Source organism: Streptomyces sp. NPDC019224, assembly GCF_040632605.1.
Classification (GTDB): Bacteria; Actinomycetota; Actinomycetes; order Streptomycetales; family Streptomycetaceae; genus Streptomyces.
The window spans coordinates 13,102-27,636 of record NZ_JBEYCF010000073.1; the positions used below are offsets into that span (position 1 = coordinate 13,102).

Here is a 14,535-nt window from a genome sequence, read left to right on the forward strand (position 1 = left end):
CCCCTCCGGCGTCCGAGGAGCGGGGCCCGGGTCGGAGCCCCGATTAAGGGAAGGACGGGGCCTCCCCCGCCCGAGCGAGGTCGAGAGCTCGGGGACGGGCAGGGGACAAGGCCCCCGCAGGCGCCCCCGCCCACCGAACACCGTGGCCCGCCGGCCCACCCCGTATCGTGAACCCCGCCCACACGCCGCTCCACCGCCGCAGCGGCCGCGCACCCCGCATCGTACGAGGAGCCCGCACCGCCATGGCCGAGCACGCCGATCGCCCCGCCTACCCCGTCGGACTGCGCCTCAGCGGGCGCCGCGTAGTCGTCGTCGGCGGCGGCCAGGTGGCCCAGCGCCGCCTCCCCGCCCTCATAGCGGCCGGCGCCGACATCGTCCTCGTGTCCCCGTCCGCCACCCCCTCCGTCGAGGCGATGGCGGACGCCGGCGAGATCCGCTGGGAGCGCCGCCGGTACGCCGACGGGGACCTGACCGACACCTGGTACGCGCTCATCGCGACCGACGACCCGGTCGCCAACGACGCCGCCTCGGCCGAGGCCGAACGCACCCGCACCTGGTGCGTCCGCAGCGACGACGCGGACGCGGCCACCGCCTGGACCCCCGCCACCGGCCGCAGCGAGGGCGTGACCGTCGCCGTGCTCACCGCCGGCGCCCACGGCCGCGACCCGCGCCACTCGGCGGCCGTCCGCGACGCCATCGTCGAGGGCCTGCGCGACGGCAGCATCGCCGCCCCCCACCACCGCACCCGGACCGCCGGCGTCGCCCTGGTCGGCGGCGGCCCCGGCGACCCGGACCTGATCACCGTCCGCGGCCGCCGCCTCCTCGCCGAGGCGGACGTGGTCATCGCCGACCGGCTCGGCCCCCGCGACCTGCTCGACGAACTCCCGCCGCACGTCGAGGTGATCGACGCCGCGAAGATCCCGTACGGCCGCTACATGGCGCAGGAGGCCATCAACAACGCGCTGATCGAGCACGCCAAGGCGGGCAAGGCGGTCGTCCGGCTCAAGGGCGGCGACCCGTTCGTCTTCGGCCGCGGCATGGAAGAGGCACAGGCGCTCGCCGCCGAGGGCATCCCCTGCACCGTCGTGCCCGGCATCTCCAGCTCGATCTCGGTCCCCGGCGCGGCCGGCATCCCCGTCACCCACCGCGGCGTCGCCCATGAGTTCACCGTGGTCAGCGGCCACGTCGCCCCCGACGACGAGCGTTCGCTGGTCGACTGGGCGGCCCTCGCCCGGCTGCGTGGCACCCTGGTCCTCCTGATGGCCGTCGACAAGATCGGCGCCATCGCCCGCGCGCTCGTCGAGCACGGCAGGTCGCCCGAGACCCCGGTCGCCCTCGTCCAGGAGGGCACGACGGCCGCCCAGCGCCGCGTCGACGCGACCCTGGCGACCGTGGCCGAGCGGGTGGCCGCCGAGGACATCCGCCCGCCCGCCGTCATCGTCATCGGTGACGTGGTCGAGGTCGGCGCGGCCACCGCGCCGAGCGGCACATGACCAGCGGCAACGGCCTCCTCCAGACCGACGCCCCCCACACCGGACAAGGCAGCAGCAGAACCGTGGCTGAGATCATCACCATCGACGACCCCGACGACCCCCGCCTGAGCGACTACACCGACCTCACCGACGTCGAACTCCGGCGCAGGAAGGAACCCGCCGAGGGCCTCTTCATCGCCGAGGGGGAGAAGGTGATCCGGCGCGCCCTGCACGCCGGCTACGAGATGCGCTCCATGCTGCTCTCGGCGAAGTGGATCGACCTGATGCGCGACGTCATCGACGAGGTCCCTGCCCCGGTGTACGCGGTCGGCCCCGACCTCGCCGAACGTGTCACGGGCTACCACGTCCACCGTGGCGCCCTCGCCTCCATGCAGCGCAAGCCCCTCCCGGCCGCCGATGAACTCCTCCGCACGGCCCGCCGCGTGGCCGTCATGGAGTCCGTCAACGACCATACGAACATCGGCGCGATCTTCCGCAGCGCCGCCGCCCTCGGCATGGACGCCGTCCTGCTCTCCCCGGACTGCGCCGACCCGCTCTACCGGCGCTCCGTCAAGGTCTCCATGGGTGCGGTCTTCTCCGTCCCGTACGCCCGGCTCGACACCTGGCCGGCGGGCCTGGAGACCGTACGAGAGGCGGGCTTCGCCCTGCTCGCCCTGACGCCCGCCGAGAAGGCCGTCAGCATCGACGAGGCCGCGCCGCACCGGATGGACCGGGTGGCACTGATGCTCGGCGCCGAGGGGGCCGGCCTCTCCGCCCGCGCCCTCGCCGCCGCCGACCAGTGGGTGCGCATCCCGATGGCCCACGGCGTGGACTCGCTGAACGTCGGCGCCGCGGCGGCGGTCGCCTTCTACGCGGTGGCCACGGGCCGCCCGGAGAGCTGACCGGACCCCCTTACCGTCCGTCCGGCCCGTGATCCAGGGTGTGGTTGTGCCCGAGGTCCACGCCCAGCCCCCGAGCCGGCCCCTGGCAGCCCTGGGCGGCCGCGATTCCCAGCGCCACCAGCAGCGTCACCACCACGAAGACGACGAGCCGCTGCCGCAGCAGCTTCGGGTTGGCGGGACGCCGTCCCGTCGAGGTCGTCCGGGTCCCGGGCCGGGTGCCCGGCCTGCCGTTCGTCCCGTTGGTGTCCTGCGGACGCCTGCCCGGCCGGGTCGCCCCGCGCGGCGGCTGCTGCGCCGGACGGCCGCCACCGGTGCGGGCGGGGGCGGGGCGCGACGCCGACGGCCGGTTCTGCGGACGCGACCCCGGCGCCGGACCGGCCGCCCGGCGGGTCTGCTGTTCGGTGTACGGGCCGTCCAGCCGGCCGGTCGGCTGGTCCGCCTCCTGGGCCGAACGCTGGACGGGCGGCCGGCTCTCGTGCAGCCCCTGGGCCTCCCGCGCCGCGATCTCCTTGAGCCGCATCGACAGCTGGAGGGTGCTCGGGCGCTCCTCCGGGTCCTTCGCCAGACAGGCGCTCACCAGCGGCGCCAGTGCGTCGTGCACATCGAACAGCTGGGGTTCCTCGTGCACCACGCGGTACAGCATGACCTCGGAACTGCCGTGCCCGAACGGTGAGTCGGCCATCGCCGCGTACGCCAGCGTGGCCCCGAGCGAGAACACGTCCGTCGCAGGGGTCACCGCCGCGCCGCGCACCTGCTCGGGCGCGAGGAAACCGGGCGAGCCCACCGCCGTACCGACGTGCGTCAGCGTGGAGGCGCCCGTCGCCCAGGCGATGCCGAAGTCGATGATCCGGGGGCCCTTGGGGGAGAGGAGGATGTTCGACGGCTTCAGGTCGCGGTGGACCACGCCGGCCTCGTGCACCGCCACCAGGCCCTCGGAGAGTGCCGCACCGATCGAGGCGACCTCGGCCGCCGACAGGGGGCCCTCCTCGGCCACCTTGTCGTGCAGCGACGGGCCCGGCACGTACTGCGTGGCGAACCAGGGGCGGTCCGCCTCCAGATCGGCGGCCACCAGCCGGGCCGTACAGCCGCCGCGAATCCGCCGGGCGGCGGACACCTCGCGCGCGAACCGCGAACGGAACTCCTGGTCCTCCGCCAGGTCCGGGCGGATCACCTTCAGCGCCACCCGCTGGCCACGCCGGTCCGAACCCAGGTAGACGACGCCCATGCCGCCGGCACCGAGCCGCCGGTGCAGCCTGAACGAGCCGACGACACGCGGGTCCTCGCGCCGGAGCCGCATCATCGCCATGTCTGCCCATCCCCGCTGCCTGGTACGCCTGACAAGGCACAGCTTACGTACCCGCCGCCCGGGGCGCTCAGAGGCCGCGCCCTCGCCGGAGATTCGATTGTCAGTGGTGGATGGGAGACTTGAGGAGTGGTCAGGGAGCCGCGAATCCAGGCGCCCCGGCCCGTGCGAGATCTCAAAGGTCCGTCTCAGAAGGGAGATTGGATCAATGAAGGGCGATCGAGTCGAGATAGTCGTGGACGCCGGGGACAGCACCCGGACCTACGAGGTGGTGGCCTCCCGGGCCGGCCGCAGAGTGGAGACCGCGGTCCGCCGAGGGGTGGTGGAAGTGAGTGAAGTCACCAGGAACGGATCCGTGGTGCGCACGGCCCGCTTCATGGCGAGCAGGGTGCTCGCCCTGGTCGAACAGCCGGTCCCCGGGGAGGACGCCTCCGAGCGTCCCCTCGGGGAAGACCCCCACTCCGCGTAGCCGGTTCTCCACCCAGGGGAGTACGCCGGGCGCGCACGGCTCATCCTCCGGGAGGCCCGGGATTCGGTACGCGGGCATGACGCCGCCCGCCCCCCGGAACCCTAATGTTGAGGTCAAGCGGCGGGCGTCGCACTCGTCCCCCGAGGTCACACGCCCGCCGCCCCACATCAGGTCAGGAGAGGAACCATGGCGGACACGGCAGCGCGGACGGTCATCCGCACGCGGGGACGCAGGGCGTACGCCGCGTTCGGCAGCCGCCCGTCCTCCGGCAAGCGTCACCCGCTGGTGGCGACGGCCATGGTTCTTCCCCTGGCGGCCCTGCTCGTCGTCGTCTTCGGCGGCTGGGAAGCGGTGGTCACACAGGCGTCGTCCGTGGGCGTGATGCTGGGGCGCTGAGCGGCGCCCCGGGTCCGGAAGAGCGGTCCGGACCGGGACATCCGGCCAACAACCCCGTGGGGACGGGGGTGCGGCGGACGGCAGCGTTTGTCCGGTCAGCTGGGGAGCTGACCGGACATCGCGCTGCCCGGGGCCGGGCGGGCCGGCCGCAGGCCCTGTGCCAGGCGGCTTCCACGATCCCGCGTACCTGCCCGCCCCGGGTGATCCGGCCGTCACCTGCAGGTGGGCACCCGCCCCGAGGCCCTGTGCCGGGCGGCTTCCGCCGCCCGCATGCGCCCGCCCCGGACGACCCGGCCCGACGCCCGCCGCGTACGCTCGGCCCGGGCACCTCGCCCACCGGCCCGAGAATCCGTCCGTGCCACCGGGGAGACCGTGACCACCGCACTCGTACGCGCGCTGGGCGACCTCGCCCACCGGGCGGCCCACACATCCCGGCACGGCGGCTGCTCCTGCCCGCCCCCGGCCGTGCTCGCCGACCGGGCCGACGGGACGGTGGTCCGCAGCGGCCCCGTCGTCGCCAAGGCCCACGCACCCGGCACGGACACCGCCGCCCTGGCCGCACGCCTGCGCCTGGCAGCCGGTCCGCGGCAGGCCGGCACCTTCCTGACGCCCCTGCCCGTGCCATCCGCCCCGGACCCGGCCCACGGCGTCCACCTCACCGAACTGCACGGCCGCCCCGTCACCGTGTGGCCCCACGGTGAGCCCGTCGATCCCGGTGACCCCGACGCGGCGCCCTGGGAGGAGGCCGGGGCGCTCCTGGCGCGGCTGCACCGCACCGAGGTCCGCGCATCCCGGCTTCCCGCCATGCGCGGACCGGTGAAGGCCGCGCTCGCCGTGGCCCGGATGTGTACCGCCCGCCCAGGCGACCCGGCCGTCGCCCCCGTGCTCACCGCCTGGCGCGGGCTGCCGGGCTGGGCGCGGGGCGAGGAGGCCCCGGCGGCGGGCCGGGGGGCGTACCTCTGCCACGGGGACCTGCACCTGGGCCAGCTCGTACGCCATCCCGCTCCGCGCGGCCCCTGGCTGCTCATCGACGTCGACGACGCCGGCTTCGGCGATCCCGCCTGGGACCTCGCGCGCCCGGCGGCCTGGTACGCGGCGGGGCTGCTGCCGCCGGAGGTCTGGCTCCGCTTCCTGGACGCCTACCGGGCAGGTGACGGCCCCGCAGTACCCGCCGAGGGCGACCCCTGGCCCGTACTGGACGTGCCGGCCCGCGCGCTGACCGTACAGACCGCCGCGCTGGCATGGGCGAAGTCGGCGGCGGAGGGCCGGGCTCCGGATGAGGTGGAGCAGGTCATGATCGACGCATGCGCCCGAATTGCCTCGCTCCCGCCCGAGTTGGCGGCCGAACGCACGTCGTAGGGTGAACCGACCGTCGGCGGGCATGCATTCCGGCGACGGCGAACCGACGGCGAGGAGTGAGCCCGAAGATGCAGTGCCCCAAGTGCCACGCACAGATGCACACGTACAACCGCAACGGCATCCAGATCGAGCAGTGCAGCGGCTGCCGGGGGATATTCCTGGACTACGGCGAGCTGGAGACGCTGACCCGTATCGAGGCCCAGTGGGCGCAGCAGGCCCCGCCGCCGGCCGCCCCGCCGCAGGCGTACCCCGCCGCCCCCGCGCCCGCCTGGGGCGCCCCGCACCACGGCGGCCACCACGGTCACTACCGGCAGAAGAGCTTCGGCCGCATGCTCTTCTCCTCCTGACTCGCGTCGGGTGGGCCCCGGCCCCCGTGCCGGCGGTCCGCCCGTTCACGCGCGAGCACGACGAAGCCCCGGTCGCCGAGACGACCGGGGCTTCGTGACAGTGCGCGATACTGGGATTGAACCAGTGACCTCTTCCGTGTCAGGGAAGCGCTCTCCCGCTGAGCTAATCGCGCAGGTGAACCTGCGTGTACTGCGTGCGCGATACTGGGATTGAACCAGTGACCTCTTCCGTGTCAGGGAAGCGCTCTCCCGCTGAGCTAATCGCGCGGGTGATCCTTGCGGACCGATGATCCTTGCGGATCGGTGGACGATACTGGGATTGAACCAGTGACCTCTTCCGTGTCAGGGAAGCGCTCTCCCGCTGAGCTAATCGTCCTTGGAGGTGGAGACGGGATTTGAACCCGTGTAGACGGCTTTGCAGGCCGTTGCCTCGCCTCTCGGCCACTCCACCAGGGGCGGGGAGTCCGGGAGATCCCCCACCTTCTGCGAGCGGACGACCAGGTTCGAACTGGCGACCTCAACCTTGGCAAGGTTGCGCTCTACCAACTGAGCTACGTCCGCTTGTCTCTTCCGGTCCGCTTGCGCGTCCCGGCGACGTGTTGAACTCTAGCGGATTCCCGGGCCAGTACAAAAACGCGTTTGTGCAGCGTGCTGAGGTGCGCTCGCCCCGGCGTGGGTCACCGTGCGTCGCCCTACACTCGCGGACGTGCACGACCTCGCTCCCATGGCCCGCTTCGGCGGCCTCGTCGCCTCCGGTCTGCGGGACGTGACCAGTGATCCCGCCGCCCTCGACTCGTCCGGCTTCTGGGCCGTCTGCGCGGGCTTCGAGGGTTCCCTGACCTGCGCCCGCTTCGACACCGTGCGCACCGCCCCCGTGCCCGCCCCGGTCCCCGGCGCCTGGCGCGGCCCCGCCGCGGGGGCCTGGACCTCCTCGCTCGACCGGGACGCGTACACGGAAGGCGTCCGGCGCGTCCGCGCGTACATCGCGACCGGAGAGGTCTACCAGGCCAACCTCTGCCGCGTGCTGACGGCCCCGCTGCCGGGGCCGGGCGCGGCCGACGTGGACGCCCTCACCGCGCTGCTGGCGCGCGGCAACCCCGCCCCGTACGCAGGAACGATCCGCCTCCCCGCGCACGGTGTCGAGATCGCCACCGCGTCCCCCGAGCTCTTCCTGCGCAGGAACGACCGCACGATCGAGTCCGGCCCCATCAAGGGAACCGGCCGCACCGAGGCCGACCTGCTGGAGAAGGACCACGCCGAGAACGTGATGATCGTGGACCTGGTCCGCAACGACCTCGGCCGCGTCTGCGCCCCCGGATCGGTCACCGTCCCCGACCTGTGCGCCGTCGAGAAGCACCCCGGCCTGGTCCACCTCGTCTCCACCGTGCGCGGCCGCCTCGCCGAGGGCGCCGGCTGGCCGGACATCCTCGCCGCCGCCTTCCCGCCCGGCTCGGTCACCGGCGCCCCCAAGTCCAGCGCGCTGCGGATCATCCGCGAACTGGAGACAGCCCCGCGCGGCCCGTACTGCGGCGGCATCGGCTGGGTGGACGCCGACCGGGCCACCGCCTCGCTCGCCGTCGGCATCAGGACCTTCTGGACCGACCGCACCGGACCCGCCCCCCTCCTGCGCTTCGGCACCGGGGCCGGCATCACCTGGGGCTCCGATCCGGACCGCGAATGGGACGAGACCGAACTGAAGGCCTCCCGGCTGCTCGCTGTAGCGTCGGGCGCATACGAAGCGACCGGAAGGACCGCACCATGAGGATCTGGGTCAACGGCGAGCTGCGCCCCGCCGAGGACGCCCGGGTGTCCGTGCTCGACCACGGACTCACCGTCGGCGACGGCGTCTTCGAGACGCTCCGGGTCTCCCAGGGCCGCCCCTTCGCCCTCACCCGCCACCTCGACCGCCTGACCCGCTCCGCCCGGGGCCTCGGCCTCCCCGCCCCCGACCTCGACGAGGTGCGCCGCGCCTGCGCCGCCGTCGTCGAGGCCAACCCGGTGGAGCTGGGCCGGCTGCGCGTCACGTACACCGGCGGCATCTCGCCCCTCGGCTCCGACCGGGGCGACGAGGGCCCCGGCCTGGTCGTCGCCCTCGGCGAGGTGGCCCGCCGCCCGGACACCACGGCCGTCGTCACCGTGCCGTGGACCCGCAACGAGCGCGGCGCGCTCACGGGCCTCAAGACCACCTCGTACGCGGAGAACGTCGTCGCCCTCGCCCGCGCCCACGAGCAGGGCGCGTCCGAGGCGCTGTTCGCCAACACCGCGGACCGGCTCTGCGAGGGCACCGGGTCCAACGTCTTCGTCGTCCTGGACGGGCAGCTCCTCACTCCGCCGGTCGCCTCGGGCTGCCTGGCCGGCATCACCCGGGCGCTGGCGGTGGAGTGGACCGGGGCCGAGGAGACCGACCTGCCGTTCGACGTCCTGGACCGGGCCGAGGAGATCTTCCTGACCTCCACCCTCCGCGACGTCCAGGCCGTCCACCGGGTCGACGGCCGGGAGCTGCCGGGCGCGCCCGGACCGGTGACAGCCAAGGCGATGCGCGTGTTCGACGAACGGGCGGCGGGCGACATCGACCCGTGACGGGTCGCCCGCCGCCCGTTCCGGCTCCGTAAAAGCGGGTGACGGGCCCCCGCGCAGGGGATAGAACCCCTTGGATGACGACGACACTGCGGCCGGCCGGGCCGATCCAGTCAGGCGCCGACGGCGCACGGCGACGCACGTACGACGTATGCGACAACGGGCGCCCCGTCGGCTCCGTGATGCTCGCCGTCGAACCGGAGGCGGGCGGGGCCGCGGGGGCGGTCAAGGAGCTGCGGATCGACGAGGCCGTCCGCCGCCGCGGCCGGGGCACCATCGCCGCGCTGGCCGCGGAGGAGATCCTGCGCGGGTGGGGCTGCACGCAGGTGTTCACCGAGGTGGCCGCCGGTGACACCGCGGGGCAGCGGATGGCCGACGCCCTCGGCTACACCGAGCGCAGCCGGCACATGCTCAAGACCCTGCCCGAGCAGCCGCCGGTCCTGCCCGCCGGTCTCACCGCGCGCCCGATGACGCCGGAGGAGTTCACGGTCTGGGAGGGCGAGGCGGTCGCCGGATACGCGGAGAGCCTGGTGAGCAGGGGCTTCCCGCAGGAGCGGGCGCTCGAGATGTCCCGCGCCTCCCACGCCCGCTACCTCCCGGACGGCCTCGCCACCGAGGGGGCGCGGCTGGACCACGTGATCCATGAGGGCGAGACGATGGGCAATGTCTGGGTGGCGCCGTTCGAGATGAGTCCCGGTCTGCGGGTCGGCTACGTGTTCGACGTAGAGGTGCGGGAGGGCTTCCGGGGCCGGGGTTACGGGCGGGCGCTCATGCTCCAGGCCGAGCGGATAGCCCTGGCGGCGGGCGAGACGCAGATCGGCCTGCACGTCGTCACGGCCAACACCCCGGCCGTGCGGCTGTACGAGTCGCTCGGCTACGCCCTGACCAAGTCCTACCTGGCCAAACCGCTGTAGAGCGCCCGCGCCCGCCCCCGCCCTCAGTCCTGCTCGGCGAGGAGCCGGTCGGCGATCGCCTCGATCCGCTCGCGCAGCCCCTCCTGGCTCCTGCCGCCGTCCAGGCGCTCCCCGCCGATGACGTACGTCGGTGTGCCCGTCACCCCGATCGCCTTGCCCTCGGCCTGGTCCGCGTCGACGATCAGCATGTGCCGGCCGTCGATCAGCGCGGTGTCGAACTCCTCGGCGTCGAGACCCAGCTCCCCGGCCACCTCGACCAGCAGCTTCTCCCCCCGTGCCCCGAGGTCGTCGGTGCGGGCGAGGACCGCCTCGATGTAGGGCCAGCCGCTGTCCTGGGCCACGGCCTCCTCGGCGGCCTGCGCGGCGGCGTAGGCGTGCTTGTGCTTCTCCAGCGGGAAGTGCCGCAGCCGGATCTCCAGCCGGTCCCCGTACCGGGCCCGCAGGGCGTGCACATCGGTGAGGGCGTGGTGGCAGTCGGGGCACTGGAGCTCGCACCAGACGTCGAGGACGACCGGTGCGGCGGGGGAGGAATCGCTCATGGGACCAGTTTCGCAGGGTGCGCGCTCCGGGCTCCTCCCGGCACCGTTCGTACGGCACCTGGGGAGGAGTCCGGCCCCTGAGATGTCCCTGATACGGGCCCGGGGCATGGCCGCCCGCCGGGCGGCCGGTGCAGGATGGAAGGGACGTATCCCCCTGCGCCAGGAGGCACCGATGCTTGCCGAGACCATTTGTTCCGCGGTGTCCGCGGCGGGCCTGGGCATCGCGGCCGTCACCGCGTACCGCAAGCGGTTCCTCACCGCGACGAGGATCGCCGCCTACTCGCTGGTGCCGGTCGGCCTGGTGCTGACGGGGGTCGTGAAGTGGGTGTCGGACATCGCCTTCAAGCCGAGCGTCTGGCTGGGCTTCGGCCTGCTGGGCGTGGCCTGGCTGCTGTTCATGCTCACGCGCGCGGTCGAACGCCGGGGCGGCGGCAGCCGCAAGGAGCGCAGGGCGGCCGCCCGGGCCGCCCGGGACGAGGCCGTGGCCCCGGCCGCGTCGGGCCCCTCGCTGGGCGCGGGTGCCCCGGCCGCGAGCACGCGCTCGCGGGGCAAGCCGGAGAAGCGGTCGGCCCCGTCCGGAGCCGGTGAGGACTTCAGTGACATCGAGGCCATCCTGAAGAAACACGGCATCTGACACCGGAGCCGTCCGGGCCGGCGAGCCCCGCCGCACCATGCGGCGGGGCTCACGCCGTCTCACCAGGAGAATCGTTTCGCCCGGGATTCCTTGACCCTGGCTCGCGAGGCCGCATAGCGTCCCGCTGGGCCGTGAATCCATTCGTTCCGGCCTCATGACACCAGGGGGCGGGACGCGTGGCGTGTGCGGCGGAAGCCCCCTTCCGCATGCTCGAAACGGAGAAGCCATGGCCCTGTTCGACCTGCCCCTGGACCAACTGCGCGGCTACCGCCCCGACCCCGACGAGCCGGAGGACTTCGACGCCTTCTGGCGGCGCACCCTCGACGAGGCCGCCGCCCACCCGCTCGACGCCGAATTCGCGCCCTACGACGCCGCGTTGGCCGCCCTCGACACGTACGACGTGTCGTTCGCCGGCTGGGGCGGGCACCGGATACGCGCCTGGCTGAACGTGCCCGCCGGCGCCGAGGGCCCCCTGCCGACCGTCGTCCACTACCTCGGCTACGGCGGCGGTCGCGGGCTGCCGCTCGACCACCTGGTGTGGCCCGCCGCCGGCTGGGCGGCCCTGATCGTGGACACCCGGGGTCAGGGAGCGGTCAATCACCACTCCGCGGGCGCCACCCCCGACCCGCACGGCGCCGCCAACCCGCAGTCGCCCGGGTTCATGACCAACGGCATCCTCGACCCGGAGACGTACTACTACCGCCGGGTCTTCACCGACGCGGTGCGCGCCGTCGAGGTCGCCCGCAGCCACCCCTCCGTCGACCCCGCCCGCATCGTCGTGAACGGCGCCAGCCAGGGCGGCGGCATCACCCAGGCCGTCGCCGCCCTCAGCCCGCACGTGAAGGCCGCGTTCGTCGACGTACCGTTCCTGACGCACTACCGGCGGGCCGTCGAGATCACCAACGAGGACCCGTACCAGGAGATCGTCCGGTTCCTCGCCACCCGGCACGGCGCGGAGTCCCAGGTGTTCCGCACCCTGTCGTACTTCGACGGCGTCAGCTTCGCCGCCCGGGCGACCGTGCCCGCGCTCTACTCGGTCGCCCTGATGGACGCGATCTGCCCGCCTTCCACCGTCTTCGCCGCCTACAACCGCTGGGCAGGGCCCAAGGAGATCGAGATCTACCCCTGGAACGGCCACGAGGGAGGCACCGGGGTCCATCGCCAGGCCCAGCTGCGGATGCTGCGCGACCTGCGCTGAGCCGCCGGAATCGGCAGGGGGGTGGGGAAACGGTTAGAAAATGTGCTGGGCGCTCGGACGCCGGAGCGATTACGGACGCCCCCGTGACGGGTGAACTCCCGTCATGAAGAGGCATGTTGGTACTCAGCACACCTCGGACTGCGTCATGATCTTCCCGAAATGGTGGACACCTCTCGGGGCGACGCCCCCGCACCCCCTGGCGAAGAGCCGCGCGGCTGCCTCTTCGCGCTTTCCCAGCCCCCTCTGATGATCTTCCTCACGGTCATCGGCACTCTGCTGCTGATGGCCGCGTTGCACGATCTCTTCCTGCTGTGAGCGGTCAGCCGGCCGCTTCTCTGCGGCGCGCCCGGTACGCGGCCACGTGCAGACGGTTGCCGCAGGTGCGGCTGGAGCAGTAGCGGCGGGACCGGTTGCGCGAGAGGTCGACGAAGGCGTGCCGGCAGTCCGGTGCCTCGCACCGCCGCAGCCGTTCCGTCTCGCCCGCCACGATGATGAAGGCGAGGGCCATGCCGCAGTCGGCCGCCAGGTGGTCGGCGATCGAGGCGTCCGGCGAGAAGTAGTGCACGTGCCAGTCGTAGCCGTCGTGGGCGGTGAGCTGCGGCGTGGTGCCCGCGGCGGCCACCAGGGCGTTCACCAGCCCGGCTGCGGTCCGTGCGTCCCCGGCGGCGAAGACCTCGGCGAACCGGGTGCGTACGTCGTGGACGGCCCGCAGGTCCCTCTCGTCGAGCGCGCCGACCCCGCTGACCCGGTGGCGTACGGCGAACGCGTGGAGCGCCGAGACGTCGGCGAGCCCGTCGGCCGGCGCCCCGTCCCCTTCCGGCTCGCTCTCCGGCGCGGTGTTCACCAGATCGACCACTAGGTCGAGGGCGATCCGGGTGTCGTGGGGGATCAGCACGCTTTCGCTCCCTGGCCTCCGGCGGGCGGGCGCCCGCCGATGCCGGACGACTCTACTGGCTCGGCCGGGGCGCCCAGAGGTGTACGGGGAGTGCGGCTGTGCCGGGCGGGCGTCGAGAGGCCGGGGCGGCGATGCGGACCGGCGCCGGTCACCACGGTGGATCCGTGGTGACCGGCGCCGGGGGCAGCCGTATGAGGTTGTCCGCGCGACGCCGTCTCCCCGAGTCGGACGGCGTCGTGCAGTTCTCGGCCTGGCTCAGCTCTCGGCCAGGATGTGTGAGAGCTCCGTATCGAGGTCGAAGTGACGGTGTTCGGTGCCCGGTGGAACCGCGGCGTCGGTCCGCTTCAGGAACGACTCCAGGGCCCTTGCCGGGGCCTCGAGCAGTGCTTCGCCCTCGGGGGAGCTCAGCGCGATACAGACGACGCCCTGGCCGTGACTACGGGATGGCCAGACGCGGACGTCTCCGGTGCCGGTGGGCCGGTGCAGCCCCTCGGCAAGGAGGTCGCGGGCGAAAACCCACTCGACCGTCTCCTCCGCTCCGGTGTGGAAGGTGGCGTGCACGGCATAGGGATCGGCCGTGTCATACCGCAGGCCCGCGGGTACAGGCAGTGAGGACTCGCTCGACACAACGAGGCGCAGGTGCAGCTCGCAGCTGACCGTGGTGTTCATAAGCGCCAGGGCCTTTCGCTCAGTGTGCGCTCGGGGATTCGCACGTCGGCGAAATCGACATGCCACCTACGGTGCCGTTGTAAACCCCTCTGACCGTTTTGTGTCCCTTCAGGTAGCTCGTACAGCGGTGTGTAACTTTGCGTCATGCGGCCATTCCGGTGACGCGGGCTGGTCCGGTAGGTTGGAGCCATGCATGCGGAGAGTGACGAGCGGGACGGGGTCGCCGGGCCGGCTCCCGCGGCGGGCGAAGCGCCCCGCGACGCGACGGGGGACGTCATACCGGGAGTGACCAAGGAGGACCGGGCACTCGGCTCCAGGGCGCCGGGCTTCATCAAGGCGTCCCGAACCCTGCACCTGAGCTGGCAGGTCGGCGTCTTCGTGGTCGGTCTCGCCGTCGTGGCGGCCGGCGTCATCATGCTGCCGCTGCCGGGCCCCGGCTGGCTGGTGATCTTCGGCGGCATGGCGATCTGGGCGACCGAGTTCGTCTGGGCCCAGCTGGTGCTGCGCTGGACCCGGCGCAAGGTCACCGAGGCCGCCCAGCGCGCGCTCGACCCCAAGGTCCGGCGGCGCAACATCATCCTCACGGTCACCGGGCTCGTGATCATCGCGGGACTCGTCGGGATCTATGTGTGGAAGTTCGGGATCGTCATGCCGTGGAAGATCCACGAGTGACCCCGAGGTGGTCACGCGGCGCCGCTGACATGGGGTAATGTTTGCCGTGCGCCCGGGCGATTAGCTCAGTGGGAGAGCGCTTCGTTCACACCGAAGAGGTCACTGGTTCGAACCCAGTATCGCCCACCCCGGACCGACGGCCCCGGAACACCCCCAGCATGCCGGGCGGCCGCGGGGGCCCCCCCCCCC

17 protein-coding genes and 6 tRNA genes are annotated in these 14,535 nt (G+C 73.2%); 14 read left to right on the forward strand and 9 right to left on the reverse strand.

What is annotated here, in order from left to right; translation table 11 throughout:
• The first annotated feature begins 242 nt into the window (after nucleotides 1-242).
• The gene (gene cobA / locus ABZ564_RS30500; RefSeq protein WP_360862432.1) at nucleotides 243-1,493 is read left to right on the forward strand and encodes a uroporphyrinogen-III C-methyltransferase; all 1,251 of its coding nucleotides are present in this window, start codon (nucleotides 243-245) and stop codon (nucleotides 1,491-1,493) included.
• Between the two features lie 62 nt (nucleotides 1,494-1,555).
• Entirely contained in the window at nucleotides 1,556-2,374 is an 819-nt protein-coding gene (locus ABZ564_RS30505) for an RNA methyltransferase (RefSeq protein WP_360862433.1), read from the forward strand.
• A gap of 10 nt (nucleotides 2,375-2,384) precedes the next feature.
• Here ABZ564_RS30505 and ABZ564_RS30510 read toward each other — a convergent pair whose 3' ends face one another.
• A complete protein-coding gene (locus tag ABZ564_RS30510; protein WP_360862435.1) occupies nucleotides 2,385-3,680 on the reverse strand; it encodes a protein kinase in 1,296 nt (431 codons plus the stop codon).
• 205 nt (nucleotides 3,681-3,885) lie between these two features.
• Between ABZ564_RS30510 and ABZ564_RS30515 the strand changes: the two genes are divergently transcribed.
• The 4 genes from ABZ564_RS30515 to ABZ564_RS30530 all read left to right on the forward strand — a co-directional run bounded on the left by ABZ564_RS30515 (nucleotide 3,886) and on the right by ABZ564_RS30530 (nucleotide 6,248).
• Nucleotides 3,886-4,146: a hypothetical protein gene (locus tag ABZ564_RS30515; protein ID WP_360862437.1), complete on the forward strand. Its 261-nt coding sequence runs from the start codon at nucleotides 3,886-3,888 to the stop codon at nucleotides 4,144-4,146.
• Between the two features lie 186 nt (nucleotides 4,147-4,332).
• Entirely contained in the window at nucleotides 4,333-4,542 is a 210-nt protein-coding gene (locus tag ABZ564_RS30520; protein ID WP_360862438.1) for a hypothetical protein, read from the forward strand.
• 372 nt (nucleotides 4,543-4,914) lie between these two features.
• Nucleotides 4,915-5,901: an aminoglycoside phosphotransferase family protein gene (locus tag ABZ564_RS30525; RefSeq protein WP_360862440.1), complete on the forward strand. Its 987-nt coding sequence runs from the start codon at nucleotides 4,915-4,917 to the stop codon at nucleotides 5,899-5,901.
• Between the two features lie 68 nt (nucleotides 5,902-5,969).
• Nucleotides 5,970-6,248 (forward strand): zf-TFIIB domain-containing protein, encoded by a 279-nt coding sequence (locus ABZ564_RS30530; protein WP_360862442.1) that lies wholly within the window; start codon nucleotides 5,970-5,972, stop codon nucleotides 6,246-6,248.
• Nucleotides 6,249-6,349: 101 nt separating this feature from the next.
• Here the strand turns inward: ABZ564_RS30530 and ABZ564_RS30535 are convergent.
• The 5 genes from ABZ564_RS30535 to ABZ564_RS30555 form a co-directional block, all read right to left on the reverse strand.
• Nucleotides 6,350-6,421: transfer RNA gene (locus tag ABZ564_RS30535), tRNA-Val, on the reverse strand.
• Between the two features lie 22 nt (nucleotides 6,422-6,443).
• A tRNA-Val gene (locus ABZ564_RS30540) sits at nucleotides 6,444-6,515 on the reverse strand.
• A gap of 37 nt (nucleotides 6,516-6,552) precedes the next feature.
• Nucleotides 6,553-6,624: transfer RNA gene (locus tag ABZ564_RS30545), tRNA-Val, on the reverse strand.
• Nucleotide 6,625: 1 nt separating this feature from the next.
• Nucleotides 6,626-6,699: transfer RNA gene (locus ABZ564_RS30550), tRNA-Cys, on the reverse strand.
• Between the two features lie 37 nt (nucleotides 6,700-6,736).
• Nucleotides 6,737-6,809 (reverse strand) — tRNA-Gly (locus tag ABZ564_RS30555).
• A gap of 163 nt (nucleotides 6,810-6,972) precedes the next feature.
• Between ABZ564_RS30555 and ABZ564_RS30560 the strand changes: the two genes are divergently transcribed.
• From ABZ564_RS30560 to ABZ564_RS30570, 3 genes are all read left to right on the forward strand, one after another.
• Nucleotides 6,973-8,010 carry a chorismate-binding protein gene (locus ABZ564_RS30560; RefSeq protein ID WP_360862458.1) on the forward strand — a complete coding sequence of 346 codons (1,038 nt, stop codon included), beginning with the start codon at nucleotides 6,973-6,975 and terminating at the stop codon, nucleotides 8,008-8,010.
• The gene (locus tag ABZ564_RS30565; protein WP_360862444.1) at nucleotides 8,007-8,828 is read left to right on the forward strand and encodes an aminodeoxychorismate lyase; all 822 of its coding nucleotides are present in this window, start codon (nucleotides 8,007-8,009) and stop codon (nucleotides 8,826-8,828) included. Before ABZ564_RS30560 ends, ABZ564_RS30565 begins: the two co-directional genes overlap by 4 nt.
• Nucleotides 8,829-8,902: 74 nt before the next feature.
• Entirely contained in the window at nucleotides 8,903-9,739 is an 837-nt protein-coding gene (locus tag ABZ564_RS30570; RefSeq protein ID WP_360862445.1) for a GNAT family N-acetyltransferase, read from the forward strand.
• A gap of 23 nt (nucleotides 9,740-9,762) precedes the next feature.
• Here the strand turns inward: ABZ564_RS30570 and ABZ564_RS30575 are convergent, their stop codons facing one another.
• Nucleotides 9,763-10,278, reverse strand: coding sequence for a DsbA family protein (locus ABZ564_RS30575; RefSeq protein WP_360862447.1), 516 nt, complete (start codon nucleotides 10,276-10,278; stop codon nucleotides 9,763-9,765).
• Nucleotides 10,279-10,450: 172 nt separating this feature from the next.
• On the opposite strand from ABZ564_RS30575, the gene ABZ564_RS30580 reads away from it, so the two are divergent.
• From ABZ564_RS30580 to ABZ564_RS30590, 3 genes are all read left to right on the forward strand, one after another.
• Nucleotides 10,451-10,912 carry a hypothetical protein gene (locus ABZ564_RS30580; RefSeq protein ID WP_360862459.1) on the forward strand — a complete coding sequence of 154 codons (462 nt, stop codon included), beginning with the start codon at nucleotides 10,451-10,453 and terminating at the stop codon, nucleotides 10,910-10,912.
• Nucleotides 10,913-11,138: 226 nt separating this feature from the next.
• On the forward strand, nucleotides 11,139-12,110 hold the full coding sequence (locus ABZ564_RS30585; RefSeq protein ID WP_360862449.1) for an acetylxylan esterase: 972 nt from the start codon (nucleotides 11,139-11,141) through the stop codon (nucleotides 12,108-12,110).
• A 159-nt stretch (nucleotides 12,111-12,269) separates the two neighbouring features.
• On the forward strand, nucleotides 12,270-12,425 hold the full coding sequence (locus tag ABZ564_RS30590) for a hypothetical protein (protein WP_360862451.1): 156 nt from the start codon (nucleotides 12,270-12,272) through the stop codon (nucleotides 12,423-12,425).
• Nucleotides 12,426-12,429: 4 nt separating this feature from the next.
• Here the strand turns inward: ABZ564_RS30590 and ABZ564_RS30595 are convergent, their stop codons facing one another.
• A complete protein-coding gene (locus tag ABZ564_RS30595; protein WP_360862453.1) occupies nucleotides 12,430-13,005 on the reverse strand; it encodes a CGNR zinc finger domain-containing protein in 576 nt (191 codons plus the stop codon).
• A 255-nt stretch (nucleotides 13,006-13,260) separates the two neighbouring features.
• Nucleotides 13,261-13,674, reverse strand: coding sequence for an SsgA family sporulation/cell division regulator (locus ABZ564_RS30600; RefSeq protein ID WP_003959770.1), 414 nt, complete (start codon nucleotides 13,672-13,674; stop codon nucleotides 13,261-13,263).
• A gap of 189 nt (nucleotides 13,675-13,863) precedes the next feature.
• On the opposite strand from ABZ564_RS30600, the gene ABZ564_RS30605 reads away from it, so the two are divergent.
• Together ABZ564_RS30605 and ABZ564_RS30610 are read left to right on the forward strand one after the other, a co-directional pair.
• On the forward strand, nucleotides 13,864-14,346 hold the full coding sequence (locus ABZ564_RS30605) for a TIGR02611 family protein (RefSeq protein ID WP_360862455.1): 483 nt from the start codon (nucleotides 13,864-13,866) through the stop codon (nucleotides 14,344-14,346).
• Between the two features lie 54 nt (nucleotides 14,347-14,400).
• Nucleotides 14,401-14,472, forward strand: a tRNA-Val gene (locus tag ABZ564_RS30610).
• The last annotated feature ends 63 nt before the right edge of the window (nucleotides 14,473-14,535 follow it).